Source organism: Gallaecimonas aegicerasi (assembly GCF_045291545.1).
Lineage (GTDB): Bacteria > Pseudomonadota > Gammaproteobacteria > Enterobacterales > Gallaecimonadaceae > Gallaecimonas.
Genome location: NZ_CP149514.1, coordinates 1,081,681 through 1,107,211, shown reverse-complemented (window position 1 = coordinate 1,107,211; position 25,531 = coordinate 1,081,681). Strand labels below are relative to the sequence as shown.

The window sequence follows — 25,531 nt, the reverse complement described above, 5'->3', positions numbered from 1 at the left end:
GGTTGTTTAATGATGAACAAAGACTAGATCGGCCACTAACAACGCGGAATATCATTTACCAGTGGCAGACAAAATGATCTGCCAAGTTTGGATCTGGGCAAGACCGCGCTTTTGCGGTAGCGTGAAAGCGTGCGAAGCAACGGGAGACCCCATGAGCACCGAAGAGCTGATCCTCACCGTCCGTGAACTGAGCAAAAAGGACTTCCCACAGTTACAGATCCTGATGGATCAGGTATACCACGACATTGGTGGCTCATGGCCGGAACACACCATCAGCGCGCTGATTGATCAGTTTCCCCAGGGCCAGATCATGATTGAGGATCAAGGCCAGCTGGTGGCCGTTGCCCTGACCGTACAGGTAGACTACGAGCGCTTTTCCAACCCTCATACCTATGACGACCTGATCGACAAGCGCATGACCATTGCCCACGACCCCAAAGGCGATGCGCTGTACGGCCTGGACGTATTCATTCACCCGGATTATCGCGGCTTCCGGCTCGGCCGGCGGCTCTATGAGGCGCGCAAGGATTTATGCCGTAACCTCAACCTGCGGGCCATTCTGGCCGGTGGCCGTATCGTTAACTACCACAAGTACGCTGATGAAATGAGCCCGGCGAAATACATTGAGCAGGTAGATCGCAAAGCCATTTACGACCCCATTTTGAGTTTTCAGCTGGCCAACGACTTCCAGGTTAAACGGCTACTACGCCAGTACCTGCCGGAAGACACCCGCTCCCAGGGCTACGCCACCTTACTGGAATGGTCGAATATTCTTTTTGAACCAGACGACCACCCCATCAGCACCAACAAGCGGCAGGTGCGCATTGGTGCCGTGCAATGGCAAATGCGTGAATTTCACAGCGCCGAGGCGGTACTCAAGCAGGTGGAGTATTTCGTTGATGCGGTGTCGGACTACAAATCCGATTTCGTGATTTTCCCGGAGTTTTTCAACGCTCCGTTAATGGGCCTGGCCAATACCCACCACCAGCAGGAAGCCATTCGTTATCTGGCCAGTTTCACCGAGCATTTTCGCCAGCAGATCTCGCAGATGGCGGTCAGCTACAACATCAATATCATTACCGGCTCAATGCCACTGCTGGACGGCAATGAACTGTTTAACGTCGCCTACCTGTGCCGCCGTGACGGCTCGGTGGAAGAACAATATAAACTGCACATTACCCCGCACGAACGTCGTGACTGGGTGATCGAAGGTGGCCATAAGCTGCGCAGCTTTGAAACCGACGCCGGCACCATTGGCATTTTGATCTGTTACGATGTGGAGTTTCCTGAACTGGGGCGGCTGCTGGCCGATCAGGACATGGAAATTCTCTTTGTACCGTTCTGGACCGATACCAAAAACGCCTATCTGCGGGTGCGCCACTGCGCTCAGGCGCGGGCCATTGAAAACGAATGCTATGTGGCCATTTGCGGCTCGGTGGGCAACCTGCCGGAGGTACAAAGCCTGGATGTGCAATATGCCCAGTCAGCGGTATTCAGCCCATCTGATTTTTCCTTCCCGCACGATGCAGTGATGGCCGAAGCTACGCCCAATACCGAGATGATCCTGTTCTCTGATCTGGATCTGGACCGGCTCAAAGTCGTGCGCTCGGAAGGCTCGGTTCGTAATCTCAAGGATCGCCGTGGCGATCTGTTTTCATTGACGCTGCACAAATAAGGAAACGCCGTTATGTCAATGCTCGCTTTTGTTATGGCAGCTGAAACCACCATGGGCCCGGTGATCAAAGACTTTGGCCCGGTTTTCAGCGTCAAGCACCATGCCGCCATCCCCGCTGATGTGTTACTCAAAGCGGTGTTCGATGAACACACCGCCCCGGAACCTGGCATTGTGAACCCACAAGTGGAAAGAGTAGCCCGCTACCTGAACATGCATGCCCAGGCCGGAATAGACGTAAAACGCATGCGCCTGGCCATGGTGCTGCACGGCGCCGCCACCCGCTACGCCCTGTCGGATACCGCCTATCAGCAGCACTTTAAGGTCGCCGATAAAACCAACCGGCTGCTTGATGAACTGATCAAAGCTGGCGTCAAAGTGTATGTTTGTGGCCAGTCCTACAACGCTTTCGGTTACAGCGAACAAGAGCTGCGCCCCGGCGTACAGGAAGCGCTGTCAGCCATGACTGAACTGACGGTACTACAGCAAGAAGGCTATGCCCTGATCCCCTGATAAAAAAGGCGCCTTTCGGCGCCTTTTTTCACTGTTGCTTACCCTCTGGCGGCGATTCGTCCGTCATCGGCTGGCCGTAGTAGCCCTGATGCTGATGGAACTGGCTACGGGTTTTCTCAATATCACCGTCAAAACGCGGGTCTTGCGGGCGGGAATGGCTGTCCATAAAGGCAGCAACATCCCAGGCTTGTTGCTCGGTGAGCTGCATGCTCTGACCAAGCGGCATGTTGGCATGAATAAAGCCTGCGGCAGTATTCACCCGGTGCATGCCGGCCCCCCAGTTAAAGCTGTTGGGCCCCCACAAGGGTGGGAATACAACCCGGTCAGCCATCTTCCGGCCCTGGCCATCAGGGCCATGGCACAAGGCGCAGTGGGCGGTATACACCGCTCTACCCCGCTCAATATCCACCTTTTGCGCAGCCAGTTTCGGGTAACCGCGACCCGGTAAAGCTTTGAGCGTGTCTTTTGTCCAGCCTGCCGGTGGTGTGAAGTCTTTCGCCTGGCCACCTTCGCGCAGCACGGTGTCACTGGCTTCCGGCACTGGCTGGTCAGCCGGTGTCAGTGAACCCATACCCAGCCAATAGGCATAAGCGGCCAGCGCCAGCAGTTCCGGGCTACCTGATGGCGGCGCCTTACCGTTCATCGAATAGGTAAAGCAGCCTTGCAGGCGCATTTCAAAACTGTTGATTTTATTGTTCTTTTTGCGAAATGCCGGGTAAGCAAACCAGCTTCCCCACAGCGGCGCCGCATTGGCTTTACGGCCAGCATCCATGTGGCAGTTACTACAGTTGAGATCGTTACCCACATAGCTGCCACGCAGCTGCTGGGTATTGACGAAAAGTTGGTAGCCCTGGCGCACTTTAGCCCCGAAGGCATCATCGGGAATGGCTGACAGTGGCCGAGGCGTAATAGCTGCCAGTGCCGGCAGCGGTAACAGCATCAACAAATAACGTAGTTTCATGGCTGCTCCTTATTTAATACCGGCAAAGTAGTGGGCCATCGCCTTGATTTCAGCGTCGGTCAACTTTTTGGCTACCTGCGTCATGATGGCGTCCTGGTCACCACTGCGGGTGCCGTTACGCCACGCCTGCAATTGCGTTTCAAGGTACGCCTGTTGCTGGCCAGCCAAACGTGGAATGGGGCCGCCACCAACCCCGGATGGGCCATGGCAGGCAACACAGGCCGGAATATTGCGTGACCAGTCCCCCTGATAGGCCAGTTTTTCTGCCGGATCGCTGTACACCACTTGCTCACCGCGATAGTGCAGCTTGCTCACCGGCGGCGCCGGTTGGCTGGCAAAATACTGCGCCATGGCTTGTACGTCTTTGTCGGTTGGCAATAAAGCAGCCATTGGCGTCATAGTGGCATTCTTGCGCGCACCACTTTTAAACAACGCCAGCTGCCCGGCAATATAGTCTGCCGACAGCCCGGCAAGCCTGGGACCTACCGGTTCTATGCCCTGCCCCTGCATACCGTGGCAGCTACCGCATACCGGTAACTGCGCCGGAGGGGCCGCCCATACTGGCATGGCCAGCAATGCAGCAACAATCAATGCTCGTCTCATCCCAATTCCCCCTTGTCGGGCGGGTTGCCTATAACTGACACCCTGACCCGTTATTCTGCTGACTGGCCGCCATGGCTTTGCCTTGGCTAGCCCCCTTTCGTTATAGTGTGGCAGCATTTTGGGCCGCCGGCCTTACTCTCACTCTTCACAGAGCACGCTTGATGTTCAAAGACAATCCGCTGCTGGCCCAGCTAAAGGCCGATATCCGCGAGACCCTGAAAACCGTTGAAGGCTCCATTAAAGCCTCAGATAAAAGCTTTGGTTTTCTAGAAGTTGACGCAAAAACCAGCTACTTCATCCCGCCGCCGTACATGAAAAAAGTCATCCACGGTGACAAAGTCAAAGCGGTGGTCCGTACCGAAAAAGACAAGGATGTGGCTGAGCCGGAAAGTCTTATCGAGCCGATGCTGAGCCGTTTTGTCGGCCGCATTAAGCAACGTGAAGACCGTCTCTACGTTACCCCTGATCATCCTTTAATCAAAGACAGTATTCGCTGCCGCCCGAAAAAAGGTTTAAAAATTGACCTACAACAGGGTGACTGGGTCGTGGCCGAGCTCACTCGCCACCCGCTCAAAGGCGATAAAGGCTTCAGCGCCGACGTACTGGAAAAAGTGGCCGACAGTAACGACGGCTATACCCCCTGGCATGTCACCCTGGCCCGCCATAACCTGCAACGCACCGCTCCAGCTTTTGACGGTGAACTGACGCTGATTGACGGCCTGGAGCGTGAAGATTTAACCCACATTCCCTTTGTGACCATTGACGCCGCCTCCACCCGTGACATGGACGACGCCCTGTGGGTAGAAAAAGTCGACGGCGGCTACCAGCTGTGGGTGGCCATTGCCGACCCCACCGCCTACGTACCAGCCGGCTCTGATCTGGACAAAGCCGCCGAGCTGCGCGCCTTTACCGTATACCTGCCGGGCATGAACATCACCATGCTGCCGGAAGTGCTGTCAGACGACTTGTGCTCCTTAAAAGCTGGCGAACAGCGCCCGGCGCTGGTGGCCAAGTTCTTTATTGCAGACGACGGCACCCTGGGCGACGACACCACCTTTACCCCGGCATATATTCAGTCCAAGGAAAAGCTGGTTTACAACAACGTTTCTGACTGGCTCGAAGGCAGCGGTGACTGGCAACCAGCCGACAACGCCCTGGCTACCACCATCAGCCAGTTGCGTGACCTTACCGAAGCCCGCACCGCTTGGCGCCTGGCCCACGCGCTGGTGTTTGGTGACCGCCCCGATTACCGTTTCGAACTGGACGACAACGGCAATGTGGTGACCGTACACCGCGAAGATCGCCGCATCGCCAACCGCATTGTTGAAGAGTGCATGATTGCCGCCAACGTCGCCTGTGGTGAGTTTTTGCGCCGCCACGGCGGCATTGGTGTGTATAACGTGCACGACGGCTTCGAAGAAGAAAAGCTCAACGACGCCAAAGAACTGTTGGCCAAATACGATGCCCCCATCGACGTTGAGCAAATTCACACCCTCGAAGGCTACAGCGCCATGCGCCGCTGGCTCGATAACGAAAACAAGCACTACCTGGACGGCCGCCTGCGCCGCTTCCAGAGCTTTGCCGCCATTACCCTGGAAGCCGGCCCCCACTACGGCCTGGGCCTGACCGCTTACGCCACCTGGACCAGCCCCATCCGCAAGTACGGCGACATGGTGAACCACCGCCTGATTAAAGCCATCTTGCAAGGTAAAGAACTGACCAAACCCCACGACAGCCTGGCCGAGCATCTGTCAGAGCACCGCCGCCTGAACCGCCTGGCCGAGCGCGACATGGGTGACTGGCTGTACGTGCGCTGGCTCAAACCCGAAGTGGCCAGTGCCACCGCCTTTAACGCCGAGATCATCGACGTGAACCGTGGCGGCATGAAGGTACGGCTGGTAGATAACGGCGCCGTGGCTTTTGTGCCGGCCTCGCAGATCCACGACGTGAAAGACGAACTGGAATGCAACGCCGAAGACGGCGCCATTGTCATCAAAGGCGAAGCGCGCTTTAAGCTGTCAGACGAAATCAGCGTTCAGTTGATTGAAGCCAACGAAGACACCCGCTCGCTGGTGGCCAAACCCGCCAAGTAACACCATAGAAACAAAAAAGCCCCGGCCAGTGCCGGGGCTTTTTTGTGCCATGCTGCCCCAATAAAATGCGATCTTCTGCAAGGTTTAGACCTATCACCCTTCCTAAAATTTACTAATTAAAAACAAATGTGTAACTTATTTGTTAAGCCTCTCTCGCCGCAGCACTAGGCGAGGCAGCAGCCACAAACAGGATACAAACACAAAAGGGGAAAAGGGATGTCCGACACCCAAGAAATGACCAGCACCATGCCACCAGCCCTCTCGGCAAAAGAAGAAACCGTCAAAAATGGCGCCATGATTGCCTACGTACTAATGGCCACCGGCTTTGTCACTATCGTAATGTGGCCTATTGGCTTTATCTGGGCCATGGCCAAACGTAATGAAGCCAAAGGCACACTGGTTGAAGAACACTACGACAATATGATCCGCACCTTTTGGTGGAGTGCGGGGCTGGTCATTGTCGGCTTCTTTCTACCCCTTGGGATCTTCTTATTATGGCCAGTCACCTATTTCTGGTCTGTTTACCGCATCGTTACCGGCCTGGCCCGGCTTACCTCAAACCAACCCTATTACAGCAAGCCAGACTAAACACTCTTCAGCGTGCAGGCCAATACCGATACGTTCATCGCCCTGGTGCCACAGCCAGGGCGACTACCAATACCGCCCCCTACCCTTGCCACTTTTAGAATTCCATCAGAGGTTTACCTCGCCGGGCCGGTAAGGTAGTTTATCTTTTGTTCAGCTACGGATGAGGCGCGACAACACGGCACACAGGGACAGTGCGACCCGCAACGCAGGGGCGGTAGCGTGGCCAAATACCCCACTTGTTAGCACTCTTTAGGGGCGTTGTTTCCCAAATGCATTGAACCATTCCGCTTGGCCGTGATCCGATCACCCGACGTATCGGAGGAGAAGCGCAGATGGGCAAGGCCAAGCACAACATCAGTAACTGGGCAGAGTACAACCGGGCCTTGGTCAATCGAGGCTCATTGACCTTCTGGATAGATGACGCCGCTATCCGCCATTGGCATTGCCAGCACCACCACGGCGGCCGGGGCCGTGGTTTCGAGTACAGCGACACCGCCATCGAAACCGCGCTGATGCTTAAGGGCCTGTTCGGCCTGCCACTGCGCGCCTTGGAGGGCTTCATCAACTCCCTGTTCCAGTTGATGAAACTGCCGCTGACTTCGCCCAGTTACAGCTGTATCAGCAAGCGCGCCAAGACAGTGGATATCCGCTACCGTCTGCCCAGCAAGGGCCCCGTTGCCCACCTGGTTATCGACGCCACCGGGCCTATGGCAAAGGCGAGTGGAAGCAGCGCAAGTACGGCAAGGAAAAGCGGCGTGTCTGGCGCAAGCTGCACCTGGCTGTAGATACCCGAACCCATGAGAGTATCGCCGCCGAAGTCAGCCTGGAAAACGTCGGTGATAGCGAGGTACTGCCCGGCCTGCTCAATCCACTGCGCCGCCGCATCGACCAAGTCAGCGCCGACGGGGCTTATGACAGCAAAGCCTGCCACCGGCTACTGCAAAGGAAAGGGGCCAAAGCCAGCATCCCGCCTCGTAAGACAGCGGGGCTCTGGGAGCCAGGTCACCCAAGGAACGAGGCCGTTGCTGCGCTGAAAGCCGGGCAACTGGCCGAGTGGAAAAGGGAAAGCGGTTATCACCAACGCTCAAAAGCGGAAACGGCCATGTCGCGATACAAACAGCTCATCAGCCCGAAGCTGAGTCTGCGCGACTACAACGGCCAAGTGGCAGAGGCTTTGGCTGGGGTGAAGGTGATGAACAAAATGCTGGGCCTCGGCATGCCTGTTCGCCAGGTCAGTTAAGGGTAGCCAGCTCTTTGGGGACGTGCGGCTCCGGCTCTGATTTGATCAACAACGCCATGTAAAAGCTAAAGTTGTGAAAAACTGAGTGCTAAATTTTACTTTTCACAACTTTATCCATGTATCATTGAATAACTCAGCTAGCTGTTTTAGAGCATATATCGTTTAAATTTGTTAGCGTACCATTTTCTAAATGATAGACCTGTTCAGCCATATTTATCGTCTCTTGACGATGTGCGATCATAATTCGCGTCATGTGTAAGTGCTGGATCTGTTCGCTTATTTTTGCTTCATTATCTTTATCTAAGTGACTTGTTGCTTCATCCATAAATAAGACACATGGTGACTGATAAAGGGCACGAGCCAACAATAAGCGCTGTACCTGTCCACCCGATAAGTTAGACCCCATATCACCAACGAGTGAGTTATAACACATAGTCATTTTGATTATGTCATCATGAATAGCCGCTAAATGGGCGCATTGCTCTATCTTTAAATAATTAGGTTGAGGATCAAAAAAGCTAATGTTATCTGCGATAGAGCCTGTTAATAATGTATCATCTTGCATTACTGCTGCTATTTGTTTACGGTAGTTTTTCAAACCGAGTTGAGTGATGTCTTTACCATCAAGTAGCACCTTGCCTGACGTTGGTTGTAACAATCCAAGCATGATTTTCATTAAGGTAGTTTTACCAGCTCCAGATGCACCTGTAATAGCAATCGACTCTCCAGCACTGAGTGTTAAATTTACGTTATTTAGGATAGGTGTTTGTTCTTTACTGTAGCTGAAGCAGATATTCTCCAATATAATCTGTCCTTTAAACTGACTTTCTTCAGATAACTTTTCGTTTGCTATACCACTAGCTAAATATACTGACTCGCCTTCACGGTTAGCCTCCTGCTCAGTCAGTGCAATATCTGAAATACGGTCAAGGTGCAGTCGCATAATTTTAAATTGGATTATTTGTTCAATTAAATTAGCGAATCGACTGGTAAGTTGGCCTTTATAAGCGATAAAGGCCAACACCATACCCACTGTTAAGCTATTAGCCATCACCATCATGGCAGCAAAGTAAATCACCAGCACATTTTCCAAGCCAAAGAGCAATTTATTGAAAGATTCAAAACTAATCTTTAATCTGCCTAAACAAATACTAGAATTAATAACATCTGCGTAACGGTTTTGCCAAATACCTTGACGTTGGGATTCATTACCAAACAGTTTGATGGTTTGAATACCGCGAATATTTTCTAAAAAGTTAGACTGTTCTTTCGCAGATGCTTGGATCATTTCTTCGGTGGCTTGGTGCAATGGGCTATATAAAGCTAACCTTACTAGGGTATAAAGCGCTATAGCTCCTAATACTACTGCTGTTAACTTGATGGAGTATAATGCCATCATCACTAGCACTGTAATAGCCATCACACCATCAACTAGCGTTTCAACAATTCCCGTGGTAATACGCTCACGAATTTGCGCTAATGAACCAAAGCGGGAAACAATATCACCGACATGACGTGATTCAAAATAGTTCATTGGTAAGCGCAATAAATGCCTAAGTAAGTTTACACCCATTTGCATATTGAGTAGGCTTGAAAGGCGCAGTATTAACCAACTTCGCACAGCATTTGTTACTACGGAAATAATTGCAATTAAAGCAAAGCCAATCGCTAATACCGTTAATAATGGCTTATCATAACTGATTAGTACTTCATCCACTACCCACTGCATATAATAGGGTGTCATTAAAGCGAATAGTTGAAGTACCAAAGATAAGCCAATTAATTTTACTAGCCCTGACTTTAAACCTGACATTGAAGACCACAATTGCGTGAACTTCATTTTGACCTTTTCTTCTTTTACCTCGAACTTACTGGTTGGCGTAAGCTCTAAACAAATGCCAGTAAAGTGTTTGCTAAATTCTTCAGTTGTTAATGTACGTTTACCAACAGCAGGGTCATTGATTGAAAATTTTGCACTGCGTCCTTTACCTGAAACTTTAGTTAAAACGACAAAATGGTTCATATCCCAGTGTAAAATACATGGGGTTTGTATTTTATGAAGTTCATCAATAGGACATTGTAAAGCACGGCTTGCAAGACCTAAACTATCACCCAACTCGATAAGCTGTTGAAGGTTAATACCTTTTAAATTAGCAGAATAACGTTTACGTATTGAAGCCATATCCAGCCTATGACCATAATAACTAGCAACCATTGCCATACATGCTAATCCACACTCAGCCAACTCAGACTGAAGAATTAGGGGAGCACCTTTAATGTGAGAATACCTCAGTAGTTTTGTCGGTTCTAAAATATATTGCAACTTTTAATATCTCCTGAAACTATCGTGCCAAAAACAACAAAAATAGAAATACTGTTAAGTTATGAGTTAAATGAGCCACGTAACTCACTAAAAAATTATTTGTTTTAAGCTTAAGGTGCACGTAAATAAAAACTCCCGGTAGCATAAGTAAAACCGATTCATGCATAGGATTTATACTAAAGTTTTTTATATGAAGTGTGATGAAAAGAATAGATGTTAATAAAATAGCTGCTTTATTACCCAACATCCTTTTTATATCATCAAAAAGAATCCCCCTAAAGAAAAACTCTTCAAGTAATGGGATTATTATTACAATAAAAGTCAAGGTTTCGATAAAATTTTTAATATCAGTCTCTTTCGAGCTTCCCATGACATGATCTAGGATGTAATATTTAGCATAGAATTTTATACATCCATATAGTAGCCCCAATATGAATGCGTTATATATCCATTTCACAGTAACTTTATCAAAGTCCAAGATCTTATATTTTGATAAAGAAGTAACCCCAGCACCAATAATACATGACAAGACTAAACATAATAATTCTCTACTTTTTAAGATAGGAATTTGAAGGCTGATCGCAAAAGTTAAAAAAACACATAAAATGAAAGCTATACTTCTCATAAAGAAACAACTCTTATATTGATAAATAAAGGAGAACTCTTGGTGGTTCTCCTTTAAGTAATAATAATTTAAAGATCAATTACTATTAATCAGCTAAAGAGCCATCTAATTCATCTACCCAAACAAAAAAGTCAGTTACTGCTTCTACCGCAGCATCATACAGTCCACCAATAGCTTCTCCAACTTTATGACCAGAATCGTAACCATCATCACTACCACCTACTACACATTTTAACTCGTTAGTATTTAAAACTTTCATTTTATTTCCTTATCAATTTAAACTTGTCATTATTTCTTAGTGTCTGGATTTGGATCATTAGAACGATCACCTTGTATTCCATCAATGATGCCATTTACTACATCTACTAGATCAGCAGCCTCATCAGCAATACCGTCAACAATTTCCCCTACACTTGGTAGATTAATACCACCATTAACAACTTCAATTTCATTTACGTTTAGTTCACGCATAATGTTATACTCCATATATCCGACTTTTTGTCGGGTGATTAATTTGCTCTCTCACCATGAGGAAGAGCTTTTAATTAGGCTGGCTTTAGTTATCCTCGCTAAAGTTGACTAAAGTCAGCCGCTCTTATTTTCTAGCAAGGCTTTTAAATTTTCCGTACTAGAAAAACATTTTAAGTAAGTAGTTAACTCACTCTTCCTTTGAGGCTATAGATTGGCTCTAGCAACCATTCAATTAATGTCCGTTGCTCTAGCATAATATCTGCTTCAAATAACATGCCGCTTTTTAGCTCAAATGCTTGACCATAGGCTCGCATTTGCTGTTGAGTTAACTTTGCACGTAAACGGTAAACTGGCTCTTGTAGGGCAATTGGTAGTTGCACTTCATTTGGTGCTATGAGTGCGCGGTCTATACGGGTAATCTCACTTTCAATAAAGCCAAAACGCTGATAAGGGAATGCATCAAAACGTAGGCGTGATGTTTGGCCTTTAGCGACAAAACCTGCACTGCGAGTTGGTAACAACAACTCTGCGACTAATTCAGAGCCTTCAGGCAGAATATGTAATAGTGGTTTTGATTGCGCTTTTGAAGGCGATAATGTTTCACCTTCTACCACTTGAATACCCGTAACAGTACCTGCATGGCTAGCGGTTATCGTATAGCTATGACTGCTTTGTACTTGCGCTAGTTGATTCTCAATATCTGCTTTTTCGCGCAGTAAGCTATTAATACGCAGGGTATATTGCTGAGGCAAGTTCGCTTTATCAAAGTTGGTTTGATTGATTTGGTTGTTTTGCTGTAGCAGTAAGCGAGCAATATTTTGTTTTTCTTGTTTTGCTTCTAGCAGTGCTTGTTGCTGATTTTCTTTTTCAAATTTAGAAATAAAACCATTGTTGTTTAACTGCTCAACATCTCGTAGCTGGTTCAACAGCAATTCAAGCTTTTCATTGGCAAGCGCAAATTGGCTTTCTAGTGCTGATTTCTCGCTCTTTAATGCTGAAGCTCTATTTTCAAGGTTTTGGTTTTCTTTTATTTGAATAGATTGGTATTGGTTAATTTCTTCATCAAGTAGTGTTAATTGTGACGTTAATTGTTTTTGTAGTTTGCTACTTAAGCTCAAACCATCAGCACTGTTTTGATGGATGATCATAGTCGCTAGGGCTTGGTCTTTTTCAACGACATCACCTTCTTTAACCAATAAACGCTCAATCGTGCCACCTTGAGTAGCAAAGCTTTTAATAACACCTTTATTCGGCATTAAAAAACCACGAACTGTTTCTTTACGAGAATACTCGGCAGTAAATAAAAAAGTGACAATTGCGATAGCAACAGAAACTAATATTAAAACAGTTAGTTTGATAGGTAATGGTTGAGCTAAGGTAATTGCACCAGTTAAACGCTCACTTTGATGGGAGACAGCTTCCTTTCTAAACAACGACATACAATTCAGCTTCCTTGCTAAATAAGGACATACAACAAGGAGCAAACCGCCCCTTTAAATATTCAACGGTGAGGATGCTAACCCACTTAAAATCATTTCGTCAAGAAATTGTTTTGACATTGTTTAGGAGTTGTTAAGTCGTTGTGAGGCGTTGTTGATCAAATCAGAGCCGGAGCCGCTCGTCCCCAAAGAGCTGGCTACCCTTAACTGACCTGGCGAACAGGCATGCCGAGGCCCAGCATTTTGTTCATCACCTTCACCCCAGCCAAAGCCTCTGCCACTTGGCCGTTGTAGTCGCGCAGACTCAGCTTCGGGCTGATGAGCTGTTTGTATCGCGACATGGCCGTTTCCGCTTTTGAGCGTTGGTGATAACCGCTTTCCCTTTTCCACTCGGCCAGTTGCCCGGCTTTCAGCGCAGCAACGGCCTCGTTCCTTGGGTGACCTGGCTCCCAGAGCCCCGCTGTCTTACGAGGCGGGATGCTGGCTTTGGCCCCTTTCCTTTGCAGTAGCCGGTGGCAGGCTTTGCTGTCATAAGCCCCGTCGGCGCTGACTTGGTCGATGCGGCGGCGCAGTGGATTGAGCAGGCCGGGCAGTACCTCGCTATCACCGACGTTTTCCAGGCTGACTTCGGCGGCGATACTCTCATGGGTTCGGGTATCTACAGCCAGGTGCAGCTTGCGCCAGACACGCCGCTTTTCCTTGCCGTACTTGCGCTGCTTCCACTCGCCTTCGCCATAGAGCTTGAGCCCGGTGGCGTCGATAACCAGGTGGGCAACGGGGCCCTTGCTGGGCAGACGGTAGCGGATATCCACTGTCTTGGCGCGCTTGCTGATAAGCTGTAACTGGGCGAAGTCAGCGGCAGGGCCATCAACTGAAACAGGGAGTTGATGAAGCCCTCCAAGGCGCGCAGTGGCAGGCCGAACAGGCCCTTAAGCATCAGCGCGGTTTCGATGGCGGTGTCGCTGTACTCGAAACCACGGCCCCGTCGCCGTGGTGCTGTTGGCAGTACCAATGACGGATAGCGGAGTCATCTATCCAGAAGGTCAGCGAACCTCGGCTGACCAAGGCCCGGTTGTACTCTGCCCAGTTACTGATGTTGTGCTTGGCCTTGCCCATCTGCGCTTCTCCTCCGATACGTCGAGTGATCGGATCACGGCCAAGCGGAATGGTTCAATGCATTTGGGAAACAACGCCACGAACAAGTAGTAATAACTGACAGTCAGCAGCTTTCCGCCCGTTAAATGCAGCGCCGCTGTGGCAGGAATGAAGGTTCAGCTGAGGCAGGACGCCGAAGCAGGTGAATACGTGTCGGGACACACGTATGAACCGGTGAGCCGGGAATGACGAACACAGCGTCAGCGCGGAACATGGGCAAGGGTTTTGCTGACTTTTGCCCCACAAAAGTCAGGCGCGTGCAGGGGCGCCCCCCTGCAATAAATACTGAATTTTGATGTACCTGCGGCACAGCTGTTTGTGTGCCGGTTCCTGCATCAGCGGGCAGGTTCCTTTCTTGTTTGGCCAAAGAAAGGAACCGAAAGCAGGCCACCCCAGCGTTACGCTCTAACCGTACTGGCTGAACCCTAGTTTTTGGAGATGGGGATGTTCTTGCGGATAACGGTGGGAATATCCAGTAATTCTTCTCTTGAAGCAGAGTCCATGCCTCCAGCTTGGGGTTTTAGTGTGGTGCCTACAACCGCTTCCAAGGCCTCAAAGCTGACACCAAAAAAGCGTGATGCCGTCATCAGGCCCTTGATGTACTGCTTCTTCTCACGCTTGCGGGCTCCATTCTGATCCTGGATCAGGCTGTACTGATGCAGCTCATTTTTCAGATAGGCGAGAAATTCCTGCTCACTCATTGTCGACACCTTGAACTGAGAGATTGGCTGATAGAGTAGAGCATTGTTTTCTAAATTCTATGAGTAAACAACGCCCGTTTGCCGGATAAAAAACCAACAATATTGGCCTTACCTAACAAAACGCATCGCCTAAGCGATGCGTTTTTTATTTAACCTCTGCGGCGCCGGTGTCAGGCTTCCACTGTCTTACGGGGCCGTCGCGGTTTGTTGTTGTGGGCGCCGGGTTTACCTGCCGGGCGCTTGGGCTTTTGTCCGGTGGGGGCACTGCTTGCCTCCGGCTTGCCCTGCCCTTCAGCTTTGGGCTTTTTCGGTTTTTTCGGTTTAGTGTTTTTTGGCGGCAAAATCTTGCGTGATTCCGGCAACGGGTTTTGTGGCGCAAAACCGGCAACCTCTTCCCGCTCGATATGCATTTGAATCAGCCGTTCGATGTCTTGCAGCTGGCCAATTTCGTCGGCGCTAACCAGCGAAATGGCGTGGCCGGTCATACCGGCGCGGCCTGTGCGGCCAATGCGGTGCACATAATCGGCGGGTACGTTGGGCAAATCGTAATTCACCACTTGCGGTAGCTGCTGAATATCAATGCCGCGGGCGGCAATGTCGGTGGCCACCAGCAGGGTGATTTTACCGGCTTTAAAGTCGGCCAGCGCCTGGGTGCGCTGGTTCTGGCTTTTATTGCCATGAATGGCAGCGGCTTTAATGCCGTCTTTTTCCAGCAACCGCACCAGCTTGTTGGCGCCGTGTTTGGTGCGGCTAAATACCAGCGCCTGCTGCCAGTTCTGGCTGCGAGTCAGATGACTGAGCAGGCGGGTTTTGGCGGATTTGTCCACCGGGTGCAGCTTGTGCTCAATTTGGGTGTTGGTGGTGTTTTCTTTGGCCACGCTGACTTCTGCCGGGTTGTCCAGCAGGCCATGGGCCAGTTCACGAATTTCATCGGAAAAGGTGGCCGAGAACAGCAGGTTTTGCCGTTTGGTCGGCAGCAGTTTCAGGATGCGCTTGATGTCATGAATAAAACCCATGTCCAGCATGCGGTCGGCTTCGTCCAGCACCAGTATGTCCAGCGCATCAAACTTGATGGCGTTTTGGCTGTATAAGTCCAGCAGGCGGCCGGGGGTGGCTACTAGAATCTCGGTGCCACTGCGCAGCTTTTGCATTTGCGGGTTAATTTTAACGCCGCCAAATACCACGGCAGAGCGCACCTTGGTGTATTTACCGTACAGCTCGGCGTTTTCCAGGATCTGCGCCGCCAGTTCGCGGGTGGGGGTCAGAACCAGCGCTTTGACACGGTTGGCCGGAGCGCGGGGTTTATCCAGCAGCTGTTGCAGCACCGGCAGCACAAAAGCGGCGGTTTTGCCGGTGCCGGTTTGGGCACTGGCCAGTAAGTCGCCTCCTTTGAGTACCACCGGAATGGCTTCGGCCTGAATGGGCGACGGCTTGGTGTAGCCCTTTTCCTTCACGGCGCGGGCAAGGGGGTTGGCCAGCGCAAGCTGGTCGAAGGTGATTTCAGTGGTGTCAGACATCGTATTCCGTCACACGCCTTGGGCCTGCGCGCAGCAAGCGGCGTGAATAATCGCCCTTATGGGCAAACAGCAGCAGTCCAGCGTGTTAGTGGCAGACTGAAGCCAGCGAGTCAGCCAAGCGGTGTTGGCAGGGTGCGGCATTCAGATATTGTAAGGGCGATGCAGAGGCAATATAGGATGTCGCAACAGCGTAAGCTGCCGCGGCATCCTATAGCAGCAGACGCCAGATGTAACGAAAAACCTGAGCTGGCGTCATTTTGCGCACTTGGCAACATGGCAGGGAACTGTTGGCGCCATGGCGGTATCTGAGGGGTATCTTCCCTGCCCCGTTGAGGATGACGCCATGAGCAATGATGCCGACCGACTGATTGATGACCTCTTTACCCGCCTGCGTGACACCGAAAGCCAAACCGGTGAGCGCGACAGTGCCGCCGAAACGCGCATTAACAGCCACCTGGTCAAACAACCCAGTGCGCCCTATTACATGGCGCAGACCATCATCATGCAAGAAGCCGCCATCAAGCAGCTCAAAGCCGAACTGGATGCGGCCCAGGCCGCCAGGCCCAGCTCCGGCGGTTTTCTGGCCGGGCTTTTTGGTGGTGGCCAGCCGGCCAGTGCCGCACCGCAAGCGGCGTCTATGCAGGCACCGCAGCCCGGCAATAACCGCTACAGCCAGTATGCTGCCCCCAGCCGAGGCCCCAGCTTTTTGGGCGGCGCCTTACAAACCGCCGCTGGTGTAGCCGGTGGCGTGGTGATGGGCAACCTGCTGATGGACATGTTCAGCCACCACAGCCCGACCGAAATCGTTGATGTGATTAACCAAACACCGCCGTTGGACGCCAGCACGGCCCCCGCCGCCGATATGAACGGCGGCATGGATCAGGACAACCTCACCGACACCGGCTTTATGCCCGGCAGCGACTGGGGTAACGGTGATTTTGGCACGAGCGGTTTTGATGGCAACGGCTTTGACGGTGGTGGTTTTGATGATGGTTTCGACGACTTCAGCAGCTTTTAATCACCGCTTCCCTGCGTTAAGTTGCTGATAATCTCACCGCCTTAGCATCGGGAAAGGAAACGCATGGCTACACCATCTTATTGGTTTCGTCGCAAGCGTTACGGTATTGGCTGGGGCTTACCCGCCCGCTGGCAAGGCTGGTTAACGGTGCTGGCCTATCTGGCACTGCTGGCGCTTGGCTCCTGGCTGACGCTGCCACAACACCCGATTGAGATGGTGCTGGCCGTTGTTGTGCTGAGCCTCGTTTTGATTACGGTGGTAATGAAAACCAGCGAACCCCCGTGCTGGCAATGGGGCGATGACAGCCCCGGCCAGTAGCAGCAAGTAAGAGAAAAACCGATGACCACTATCAAGCAAGCGGCCAGTAAAGTGCCGGAAGTTACTCTGGCTTTTTGGGCCGTAAAAATTCTCGCCACCACCCTGGGCGAAACCGGCGGCGATGCGCTGTCGATGACTTTAAACCTGGGCTACCTGCTCAGCACCGGCATTTTTGCGGTGATTTTTGTGGTGGCAGTGCTGGCGCAGATCCGTGCCAGCGGTTTTCACCCGGCCCGTTACTGGTTCACCATTGTTGCCACCACCACGGTCGGCACCACCCTGGCCGACTTTGCCGACCGCTCGCTGGGTATCGGCTACGCCGGCGGCTCAAGCATTTTGCTGGTGCTGTTGCTGGCGTCGCTGTTGAGTTGGCGGCTGGTGTTGGGGCGGGTGTCGTCTACCGATATTCACACCCCCAGAGCCGAAGCTTTCTACTGGCTCACCATCATGTGTTCACAAACCCTGGGTACCGCGCTGGGTGACTGGGTAGCCGACACCCAGGGCCTGGGTTACAGCGCCAGTATCGTCATTTTTGGTGGCGCCCTGGCACTGCTGGTGGTGCTGTGGGCCACCACCAAGGTATCGCGAGTGGCGCTGTTCTGGGCTGCCTTTATTCTGACCCGACCGCTGGGCGCAGTAGTGGGGGATTTTCTCGATAAACCGCTCAGCGATGGTGGCCTGGCCCTTAGCCGTATCGGTGCCTCCGCCACCTTGATAGGGCTGATGGTGGCGATGCTGCTGATGTTCCGCCAACGTGCGGCCAGGCAACACCATTGATGTCACTACGGGCCTTTGTGCGCCGCCGCACCGGCCTGCCATTGGGCGCTCCCGGGTCACTGCGGGCCATGCTGGCCCGCTCATTGACGGCGCCGTCTTTCCACGCGTTCTGGCAATACTGGAACCCTGTCTGGGGCTATTACCTGGGCACCCGGGTTTACCAGCCACTCAAAACCTGGCTCCCTGCCGCTGCGGCACGGGTAGTGACCTTTGTTGTCAGCGGCGCCTTGCATGATCTGGCCGTGATGCTGGTCAAAGGCTACTGGCCCATGTTCTTTACCCCCTGGTTTACCCTGATGGGGTTTTTAACCGCCCTGTCGGCACACTACCGGCTGCATTACCCTCGCTTTTTGCCTGCCCCGATTGCCAACCTGGCTTTACTCAGCACCAGCTTCGCTACCACCTCTTTGCTGCTCGCCCTTTAACAGTAAATAAACCACTCCCCTTCATCGCCCACTGAAGGGTGGTATTTTGTGCGACGTCAGTTATAGTTTACCGGTGATTGTTTTTTAACCTTTAGTTAATACGGGGTCACCGGTCACTGATAACAGTGGCTGCATCTGACTAACAAGGAGTGTGCATGATCATCGTCAACGAGTCCGACATCACCGTCAGCTGGTTCTGCTACAACCAGCAGGACGCGCTCAAATGGGTTGCCTTAGCCTCTGGTGAACTGGCCAATACCACCGGTAATAACCAATTCACCTACAACCCACCCAAAAACAGCAATGGCCTTTATTTCGTGCGTTTCACCTACAAGGGGGGCGGCACCGAAATTGGCGGCCAGATTGTTGCCACTAACCAAACCATTACGCTGCACGGCAGCAACGACCACTACCACACCACTGTCAGCGGTTAAGGCTCATCGCTTGTTTATAAAAGGATAAAGTTATGCCTGATTTCACAAAGGACCAGCAGGACAGCAACGAAGTTGGCTTTTACCAAACCCCGGTAATGACCGAAACCCTGCACGCCTGCTGGAGCCTGGGGCCGCTGGAAGTCTGCGCCAAGATGGTTGGCCCGGAAAAAATTGATATTACCGTCAAGCTCGCCGGCATCACCATTGGCTCCGGCACCCTGGATGCGGGTAATACCAAGGTCTGTGCCAGCGCCAATGTTGGCCTGGCCAAAGCCAGTGTCTGCGCCGTGGCGGATTTTCCGAACAAGAATGTCTATGTGGAAGGTAAGCTCTGCCACCGTGAATGGACCGGCGGCTGGAGTTGCAAGTCTTTCAAGGCCACGCTTATTTCCTGGTGAGCAGCAAGCCGGGTAATGCAGCTACCGCCGCTGTCATAGCGGCGGTGGCTGACACCCGCCGTTACATTTTCCAGACGCAAAGTCATGCGTTATTCAATAGGGTGGTGGTGATTTAAGTACACAGCAAAATGAAAGGGATGTTGTTATGAACCCAATAAAGTTCGTGTCGTCACTGGCCTCAGTACTGGCACCTGTGGTGGCTTTTGCCGCTAGCCCTGACCAGCTCCATATCATTTCCAAAGTCAGCCAGTTTGAGCATTTCTACCACCAGGCCACCGCCAAACCCCTGACCGAGCCACAGCGCTGGCAGCTATGGCAAAAGCAGTACGGTATTGCCGCAGTGCCGCCAGGCCCGGCCGGTCAAAAGCTGGCCAGAAAGTACCTTAGAAGCGCCTGGCCTCGTTACTCCGCCCTACTGCCCAAACTGCCGGCCTTGAACACCCGGCTAATAGCCCTTGGCAAGAAAATGTTTGCCGCCGACAACCGCATTCTTGGTAGTGCCGGGCAGCCTATTGATACTGATCTGCTGCTCTACGTGGGCCTTTTTACGGGGAATGCCTACACGGCGCCCCCCAGCAACCAGCGGCCGCCAATGGTGGTGATGCCAGTGCAACACAGCTACCCGGAGATCACCCTGGCCCACGAACTGGCCCATTCCATTCATGAGCAATTGGCCCATATTCAAAGCAGCTTTGGCGGGCCTCTGGGCGAAACCGTGTTTATGGAAGGCATAGCCATGCACACCGCGAAGCTGGCCGCACCGGGGTATAGCGACAATCTCTATACTTCCAGAGGCGGTAACCAGTGGCTGCAACAGTGTTACCAACATAAAAACGCGCTACTCAAAGCGATGCTGCCAGATTTGCAAAAAGCCGGCCCGGCACTGGCCATGAAATACACCTACGGCAATGGCAATACCCACATGCACCGAGAAACCTACTGCGCCGGTTGGGTGGTGGTAGGTGACATGATGAAAACCCGGTCACTGGCAAAGCTGGCACGTATTCCACAAGCCAAAATCGCGCAAACCGTCAGCCACTTTGTTGCCAGCCACTACCCCAGTTAAAAGATTTCAGCATAAAAGGTGCAGTCGTTCGCGACAGCTTTTATGCTGAAGCTGCCAACCTCAGGAAATGGACCGGCCATGATTGCCATTCGCCCCGCTCAACTGACTGATCTTGACGCGCTGACCACCCTCAACCGGCAGATCGGCAGTCAACACGCCGCCGAGGCTCCCCAGGTATTTAACCCGCCGTCAGCGGATGACCGGCGTTACCTGCAAAAACAACTGGCCGACCCGGAGCGCCACCTGCTGGTAGCCGAGCAAGACAGCGACGTTGTCGGGTATATCTGCGCCACCATCAACAGTAACGACACCGTGCCCTTTCTCAGCTTTGAGGCTATTTGCCGTATCAGCACTGTGGTGGTGGCCACACAGCACCAGCAACAAGGTGTTGGCAGTGCCCTGATGACGGCCATGGAAGACTGGGCCAGGGCCAATGGGGCGGTGCAGATCCGCCTGGAGGTTATGGCTTTTAACAGTGAAGCCCAGCACTTTTACCAACACCTGCATTACCAGACGCAGTCAATCATCATGGCCAAGCTTTTGTGATAACCGCCTTCACCACCCCTCGCCTGCTGTTGCGGCCCTTTTGCCAGAGCGATGCGGCGGCGTTTTACCAGCTCAACGCCGATCCGCAAGTGCTGCGCTACACCGGCGACCGCCCTTTTGCCAGTGTGGCGGCCGCAGCACAGTTTATTGCCCGTTATGATCATTATCAGCGCCATGGCTTTGGCCGCTGGGCCCTGTGTTTGCACAATACCTTTATTGGTTTTTGTGGCCTACGTCAGGAACAACAGGAGGTGGATCTGGGCTTTCGGTTAATGCGTCGCTACTGGCATCAGGGGTACGCTTATGAGGCCGCCCAGGCCTGCCTGCAACTGGGCTTTGGCTACTTTGGCCTGCCACGCATCGTTGGCCGGGCCATGGCCAATAATAGTGCTTCTTTAGGGTTGCTGGCGAAGCTGGCCATGCACTACAGCCATGACTTTTCAGCGCAGGCGCAGCCATGGCAACAGTGGCAGATCACCCGTGAGCAATATCATGCCCACCCCTGACTTTGCGCTGGATCGGCACCCACAGCGGCCCATTAGGCTCTACTATGTTTGTGCAAAGAAGGAGTAATAAATGAAAACCGTTGCCGACATCATGACCAAAAACCTGGTTACCCTGGAGCTGCAAGCGACCTTGCTGGATGCCCATGAGCTGATGCGCGACAAGGGCGTACGCCATATCCCGGTGATGGATGCGGGCCAATATGCCGGCATGCTGACGCAAAAAACCATCATGGCGCAGGTGATCCGGCTGCTGGTGAAATTCGGCGGCAATGCCCTGGAACGGCGCGAAGGCCAGCTTCCTGTTGCCGAACTGATTGACCGTGAAGCCGCGACAGTGGCGCCGGACCAGCCGCTGGCTGAAGTGGCTGATTTTTTTCTCAGCAATAAGCATGGTTGCCTGCCGGTGCTGGAGAACAATGAGCTGGTAGGGATTGTCACCTCGTCCGATTTTGTTCGCCTGGCAGCCAGTTTACTCAGTGCCCGGAGCTGACTTTACCGCCAGGTAGCCGCGCGCTAGTGTGGGCTCCTTTGTTTGAGGAGCCACCATGCTGCGCGTTGCTGTTCTTTCCACGGCCAAAATTGGCCGCAAATTTGTTCTTCCCGCCATTGCCAAATCTGCACACTGCATGCTGATGGCGATGGCCAGCCGCGATCTTACCCGAGCGCAGCAACTGGCCGCGCAATACAACGCCCCTTATGCTTTTGCGTCTTACCAGGAAGCGTTGCAATGCCCGGATGTGGACTTGGTCTACATTCCCCTGCCCACCCACCTGCACAGCGACTGGGGCCATCAAGGCCTTGGCAGCCGGCAAACATGTGCTGATTGAAAAACCCATGGCGCTGGAGGCGACGCAGGTACTGGCAGTAGCCGCGGCGGCAAAAAAAGCCGGCCGGGTCGCGGCCGAGGCCTTTATGGTGTCACACCACCCGCAGTGGCAGTGGGTCAAATCGTTGCTGGCCAGTGGTGAACTGGGGCGGCTGTATCAGGTCAGTGGCCATTTCAGCTACTTTAACCGCAAGGAGGCGGATTTTCGCAACCAGCCGGCGCAAGGCGGTGGCGGCTTACGGGATGTAGGGGTTTATCCGATCATTACCGCCCGCCAGGCGCTGGGCTGTGAGCCCACACTATTGGCGGCACATATGGAGCGTTGCCCGGATTTTGCGACCGACCGTTACGTGGACTTTACGCTCGATTTTGCCGGGGTGCGGGGCCATTTTTACTGCGCCACCCAGATGGAACGCAGCCAACAGATGGTTTTTCATGGCGAGCACGGGCGTATTGTCATGCATGCACCATTTAACCCGATGGATTTCCCGCAAGGCGCCCGGGTCGATGTTTACCAACAACAAGGGCGCCAGTGTCAGAGCCGTTTTTTCTCGGACGCCGACCACTACCTCAACATGCTCGATAATCTCTGCCTGCACATTAAGGGCGAGGCCGAGCTGGCCGTGACACTGGATGACAGCGCAGCTAACCAGGCGGTTGTTGACGCTATTTTTCGCGCCTGCAACTAGCCCTGGCGGCTGGCCAGCACCCGCTCGACGGTATCGACAATGGCCTGGGTTTGCGGATCAATCTCGATGTTGATCAGATCCCCCAGGCCCTTGCTGCCCAGGGTGGTGCGGGCCAGGGTTTCCGGAATGAGGTTCACTGCAAAGCCGTCGGCGTGAACCTGGCCAATGGTCAGGGAAATACCGTCAACACCGATATAGCCCTTGCTCAGCACATATTTTTGCCACGGCGCTGCCATGGCCAGACGCAAGGTACGGTTGTCAGTACTCTGCTCAATGCCCACTATCTCGGCGGTGCAGTGAATATGACCCGACATGGCATGGCCGCCTATCTCGTCACCAAAGCGGGCAGCCCGCTCCAGATTGACCTGGTCACCTATCTTTAAGGCGCCGAGGTTGGTTACCCGCAAGGTTTCGCGGATCAGATCAAAATGCACATCGGCGCCGTCGATGCGGGTCACCGTCAAGCAACAGCCGTTATGGGCCACCGACGCGCCCAGCTCCAGCCCCGGCAACAGTGTTGCAGGAAAGCGCACCACATGGCTGCGAAAATCGTCTTTGTCGGTGACGGCCACCAGCTCGCCGGTGCCCTGTACTATGCCTGTAAACATCTTTACTCCTGCTGCCCGGCCAGTACTTCGTAGGCCCGGCGGATGGCGATAAATTCAGCGGTATTGCCGCCCCGATCAGGGTGATGCTGCATCACCAGCACCCGGTAACGATGGCGGATCATACGCCAATCAGCATCCGTGGGCAGCTCCAGAGTCGTCAGGGCCTGCTGGCGTTCATCCTGGCCACAAAAGCGCTGCCAGAAGCTCGCCAACAACGCCTCTACATCCGCCTGACTGGTTTGTTCCAGCTCCTGCCAGTCAAGATAATAGGCAGCCAGTGGCTCATGTTCGGCCAATGCCTGCTCAGCAGTAGTTGGGGCATCGGGGCATAACTGTACACACAGCGGCGATATGGCCAGTTGCCAGCCGTCGTCCCAGAGGCGCTGGCGTAGCTGGTACAAGGCATTCATCAAGGCAAAGTGCCGGCGAAACAGCCCCAGCTCGCCGGGGGCGTCCAGCTCCTGCAATAACGGATGTTCCGCCAGGGCGGTCAGCAGCGCGTATTCGCTCAGCCCGTCCGGGTGGCGATGCAGGAGCGTGAGCAGTTCAACAATTAATGGATTGGTCATCGTCATAAAATAACAGCTTCTGGCATCATAGGCGGGTCATTTGCCAAGGCGGTTGTTTTAATGAAGCGTTTTTTGCTCTGTATGTTGCTGACCTTACCGGTTACTGCCCTGGCGCAGGACTGGTTCAGTGGCCGGCCGCCGGGGTCGCAGGTAGCGCTGGTGGTCAGCCCGCTGGACGGTGGTACGCTCACTATCGACCACCGCAGCCATGTGCTGCTGCCACCGGCCAGTACGCAAAAACTGCTGACCGCCACCGCAGCCGAGCTGGCCTTGGGTAAAAGCTACCGGTTCAATACCGTGCTGGCAGGCCGGGGTGGTGTGCAGGGTGACCGCTGGATTGGTAACTTGCGGCTGACCTTTAACGGCGCCCCGGACTTTACCCGTAAACAGTTGCGAGCCTTGCTGGGTACGCTGCGCGATATGGGGGTCAATGAGATCACCGGTGATATTCAGCTTGATGGCCGGCATTTTAGCGGTTATGACCGTGCCCCCGGCTGGCCCTGGGACAACCTGGGAGTGTGTTACAGCGCCCCGGCCAGCGCCATTATTCTGGACCATAACTGCGTGGCCGCCAGCCTGACCGTAAGCCGCGCCGGTATTGCCCCACATTTTTTTGTGCCGCCTTTCCAGCCGGTGAGTGTCGATAACCAGGTCACTGCCGTCACGCCGGCGCAGCAAAAGCAGTCACTTTGCGAACTACAGCTGGACCGTGGCCCGAAAAACCACTACCGGCTGCATGGCTGCGTGACCACCGAGCGCCAGATCTGGCCGTTGAATTTTGCCGTCAATGACCCTTTCCAGTATGCCGCTGACAGCCTGCGCACCGCCCTGAACCGGCTGCGCATTCGCCTGGATGGGCGCATTCGCCATGCCGACAACAGCGATGACTGGCAGCCACTGGCCAAGGCCCATTCCGCGCCGCTGGCGGCGCTGATTCCGCATATGCTGCAAGAGTCTGACAACCTCTACGCCGACGTACTGGCCCGGACCCTGGCCCCTGATGGCGCTTTTCCTCAGGGAGTGCGAGCCATTCATCAGATCCTGGCCGACAAGGTGGGTTTATCGGTACACCCCAGCCGCATGGTGGACGGTTCCGGACTGTCTCGGGATGATTTACTAAGCGCCAGCCAGTTGGCCACCATACTGCGTTTTCTCGATGCTCACCCAAGCATGGTCAGCCGCCGTGGCCTGCCGCTGGCCGGCCATAACGGCACCTTGAAATACCGCCGCTCGTTGCTGCACTCGCCACTCAAGGGTAATGTGCAGGCCAAAAGTGGCACCCTTAATGGCAGCAGTAATCTGGCGGGCTATTTTCAGGCCAAATCTGGCAAGCGCTACTTGTTCGTGTTGATGATTTCCGGGTTGGTGCTCGACACCGATACTGACAGCGCCCGCCTGAGCCGTTATGAACGCACCCTGCTGACTCACCTTTACAACGCTGGCTGATGAG

The 25,531-nt window shown here is 53.1% G+C and carries 28 protein-coding genes and 2 pseudogenes; 18 read left to right on the top strand and 12 right to left on the bottom strand.

The window, feature by feature from the left end; all coding sequences use genetic code 11:
• Window positions 1–151 precede the first annotated feature (151 nt).
• Both WDB70_RS05450 and WDB70_RS05445 read left to right on the top strand, forming a co-directional pair.
• Entirely contained in the window at window positions 152–1,675 is a 1,524-nt protein-coding gene (locus WDB70_RS05450) for a GNAT family N-acetyltransferase (protein ID WP_406667389.1), read from the top strand.
• Between the two features lie 12 nt (window positions 1,676–1,687).
• Window positions 1,688–2,185, top strand: a complete 498-nt coding sequence (locus tag WDB70_RS05445) for a DsrE family protein (protein WP_406667387.1) — start codon at window positions 1,688–1,690, stop codon at window positions 2,183–2,185.
• Between the two features lie 28 nt (window positions 2,186–2,213).
• Here the strand turns inward: WDB70_RS05445 and WDB70_RS05440 are convergent, their stop codons facing one another.
• Together WDB70_RS05440 and WDB70_RS05435 are read right to left on the bottom strand one after the other, a co-directional pair.
• On the bottom strand, window positions 2,214–3,146 hold the full coding sequence (locus WDB70_RS05440; RefSeq protein WP_406667385.1) for a c-type cytochrome: 933 nt from the start codon (window positions 3,144–3,146) through the stop codon (window positions 2,214–2,216).
• 9 nt (window positions 3,147–3,155) lie between these two features.
• Entirely contained in the window at window positions 3,156–3,749 is a 594-nt protein-coding gene (locus tag WDB70_RS05435; protein WP_406667383.1) for a c-type cytochrome, read from the bottom strand.
• A 161-nt stretch (window positions 3,750–3,910) separates the two neighbouring features.
• On the opposite strand from WDB70_RS05435, the gene WDB70_RS05430 reads away from it, so the two are divergent.
• From WDB70_RS05430 to WDB70_RS05420, 3 genes and pseudogenes are all read left to right on the top strand, one after another.
• On the top strand, window positions 3,911–5,842 hold the full coding sequence (locus WDB70_RS05430) for an exoribonuclease II (protein WP_406667381.1): 1,932 nt from the start codon (window positions 3,911–3,913) through the stop codon (window positions 5,840–5,842).
• 216 nt (window positions 5,843–6,058) lie between these two features.
• Entirely contained in the window at window positions 6,059–6,430 is a 372-nt protein-coding gene (locus tag WDB70_RS05425) for a DUF4870 family protein (protein ID WP_406667379.1), read from the top strand.
• A 332-nt stretch (window positions 6,431–6,762) separates the two neighbouring features.
• Window positions 6,763–7,670: pseudogene (locus tag WDB70_RS05420) on the top strand (IS5 family transposase).
• Between the two features lie 133 nt (window positions 7,671–7,803).
• On the opposite strand, the gene WDB70_RS05415 reads toward WDB70_RS05420, so the two are convergent.
• The 8 genes and pseudogenes from WDB70_RS05415 to WDB70_RS05380 form a co-directional block, all read right to left on the bottom strand.
• Complete coding sequence (locus tag WDB70_RS05415; RefSeq protein ID WP_406667377.1) at window positions 7,804–9,891, bottom strand: peptidase domain-containing ABC transporter; 2,088 nt, start codon at window positions 9,889–9,891, stop codon at window positions 7,804–7,806.
• Between the two features lie 121 nt (window positions 9,892–10,012).
• Window positions 10,013–10,618, bottom strand: a complete 606-nt coding sequence (locus WDB70_RS05410) for a lysostaphin resistance A-like protein (protein WP_406667375.1) — start codon at window positions 10,616–10,618, stop codon at window positions 10,013–10,015.
• 85 nt (window positions 10,619–10,703) lie between these two features.
• A complete protein-coding gene (locus WDB70_RS05405; protein ID WP_406667373.1) occupies window positions 10,704–10,877 on the bottom strand; it encodes a bacteriocin in 174 nt (57 codons plus the stop codon).
• 29 nt (window positions 10,878–10,906) lie between these two features.
• Window positions 10,907–11,089, bottom strand: a complete 183-nt coding sequence (locus WDB70_RS05400) for a hypothetical protein (RefSeq protein ID WP_406667371.1) — start codon at window positions 11,087–11,089, stop codon at window positions 10,907–10,909.
• A 182-nt stretch (window positions 11,090–11,271) separates the two neighbouring features.
• Window positions 11,272–12,528, bottom strand: coding sequence for an HlyD family efflux transporter periplasmic adaptor subunit (locus WDB70_RS05395; protein WP_406667369.1), 1,257 nt, complete (start codon window positions 12,526–12,528; stop codon window positions 11,272–11,274).
• A gap of 203 nt (window positions 12,529–12,731) precedes the next feature.
• Window positions 12,732–13,644 (bottom strand): annotated as a pseudogene (locus WDB70_RS05390) (IS5 family transposase).
• Window positions 13,645–14,108: 464 nt separating this feature from the next.
• Window positions 14,109–14,384 (bottom strand): hypothetical protein, encoded by a 276-nt coding sequence (locus WDB70_RS05385; RefSeq protein ID WP_406667367.1) that lies wholly within the window; start codon window positions 14,382–14,384, stop codon window positions 14,109–14,111.
• A gap of 170 nt (window positions 14,385–14,554) precedes the next feature.
• Entirely contained in the window at window positions 14,555–15,883 is a 1,329-nt protein-coding gene (locus WDB70_RS05380) for a DEAD/DEAH box helicase (RefSeq protein WP_406668018.1), read from the bottom strand.
• A 361-nt stretch (window positions 15,884–16,244) separates the two neighbouring features.
• Between WDB70_RS05380 and WDB70_RS05375 the strand changes: the two genes are divergently transcribed.
• The 12 genes from WDB70_RS05375 to WDB70_RS05320 all read left to right on the top strand — a co-directional run bounded on the left by WDB70_RS05375 (window position 16,245) and on the right by WDB70_RS05320 (window position 22,904).
• Window positions 16,245–16,919: a DUF2076 domain-containing protein gene (locus WDB70_RS05375; RefSeq protein ID WP_406667365.1), complete on the top strand. Its 675-nt coding sequence runs from the start codon at window positions 16,245–16,247 to the stop codon at window positions 16,917–16,919.
• Between the two features lie 63 nt (window positions 16,920–16,982).
• Complete coding sequence (locus WDB70_RS05370; protein ID WP_406667363.1) at window positions 16,983–17,237, top strand: hypothetical protein; 255 nt, start codon at window positions 16,983–16,985, stop codon at window positions 17,235–17,237.
• Between the two features lie 21 nt (window positions 17,238–17,258).
• Window positions 17,259–18,014, top strand: a complete 756-nt coding sequence (locus tag WDB70_RS05365; protein ID WP_406667361.1) for a hypothetical protein — start codon at window positions 17,259–17,261, stop codon at window positions 18,012–18,014.
• Entirely contained in the window at window positions 18,014–18,439 is a 426-nt protein-coding gene (locus WDB70_RS05360; protein WP_406667359.1) for a hypothetical protein, read from the top strand. Before WDB70_RS05365 ends, WDB70_RS05360 begins: the two co-directional genes overlap by 1 nt.
• Before the next feature lie 155 nt (window positions 18,440–18,594).
• Window positions 18,595–18,873: a hypothetical protein gene (locus tag WDB70_RS05355; RefSeq protein WP_406667357.1), complete on the top strand. Its 279-nt coding sequence runs from the start codon at window positions 18,595–18,597 to the stop codon at window positions 18,871–18,873.
• Window positions 18,874–18,905: 32 nt separating this feature from the next.
• The gene (locus tag WDB70_RS05350) at window positions 18,906–19,271 is read left to right on the top strand and encodes a hypothetical protein (protein WP_406667355.1); all 366 of its coding nucleotides are present in this window, start codon (window positions 18,906–18,908) and stop codon (window positions 19,269–19,271) included.
• Window positions 19,272–19,416: 145 nt separating this feature from the next.
• Window positions 19,417–20,337, top strand: coding sequence for a hypothetical protein (locus WDB70_RS05345; RefSeq protein WP_406667353.1), 921 nt, complete (start codon window positions 19,417–19,419; stop codon window positions 20,335–20,337).
• Between the two features lie 78 nt (window positions 20,338–20,415).
• Window positions 20,416–20,883: an N-acetyltransferase family protein gene (locus tag WDB70_RS05340; RefSeq protein ID WP_406667351.1), complete on the top strand. Its 468-nt coding sequence runs from the start codon at window positions 20,416–20,418 to the stop codon at window positions 20,881–20,883.
• The gene (locus WDB70_RS05335) at window positions 20,880–21,389 is read left to right on the top strand and encodes a GNAT family N-acetyltransferase (RefSeq protein ID WP_406667349.1); all 510 of its coding nucleotides are present in this window, start codon (window positions 20,880–20,882) and stop codon (window positions 21,387–21,389) included. The genes WDB70_RS05340 and WDB70_RS05335 overlap by 4 nt, the downstream gene beginning before the upstream one ends.
• Before the next feature lie 70 nt (window positions 21,390–21,459).
• Window positions 21,460–21,879 (top strand): CBS domain-containing protein, encoded by a 420-nt coding sequence (locus tag WDB70_RS05330; protein WP_406667347.1) that lies wholly within the window; start codon window positions 21,460–21,462, stop codon window positions 21,877–21,879.
• Between the two features lie 55 nt (window positions 21,880–21,934).
• Complete coding sequence (locus WDB70_RS05325) at window positions 21,935–22,216, top strand: Gfo/Idh/MocA family protein (protein ID WP_406667345.1); 282 nt, start codon at window positions 21,935–21,937, stop codon at window positions 22,214–22,216.
• The gene (locus WDB70_RS05320) at window positions 22,206–22,904 is read left to right on the top strand and encodes a Gfo/Idh/MocA family protein (RefSeq protein ID WP_406667343.1); all 699 of its coding nucleotides are present in this window, start codon (window positions 22,206–22,208) and stop codon (window positions 22,902–22,904) included. The genes WDB70_RS05325 and WDB70_RS05320 overlap by 11 nt, the downstream gene beginning before the upstream one ends.
• Here WDB70_RS05320 and WDB70_RS05315 read toward each other — a convergent pair.
• Entirely contained in the window at window positions 22,901–23,512 is a 612-nt protein-coding gene (locus tag WDB70_RS05315) for a riboflavin synthase subunit alpha (RefSeq protein WP_406667341.1), read from the bottom strand. The two genes, WDB70_RS05320 and WDB70_RS05315, sit on opposite strands and share 4 nt — an antisense overlap.
• Window positions 23,513–23,514: 2 nt before the next feature.
• Window positions 23,515–24,087, bottom strand: a complete 573-nt coding sequence (locus tag WDB70_RS05310) for a DNA-J related domain-containing protein (protein ID WP_406667339.1) — start codon at window positions 24,085–24,087, stop codon at window positions 23,515–23,517.
• A gap of 54 nt (window positions 24,088–24,141) precedes the next feature.
• On the opposite strand from WDB70_RS05310, the gene dacB reads away from it, so the two are divergent.
• Window positions 24,142–25,527 (top strand): D-alanyl-D-alanine carboxypeptidase/D-alanyl-D-alanine-endopeptidase, encoded by a 1,386-nt coding sequence (gene dacB / locus WDB70_RS05305; protein ID WP_406667337.1) that lies wholly within the window; start codon window positions 24,142–24,144, stop codon window positions 25,525–25,527.
• Window positions 25,528–25,531 lie beyond the last annotated feature (4 nt).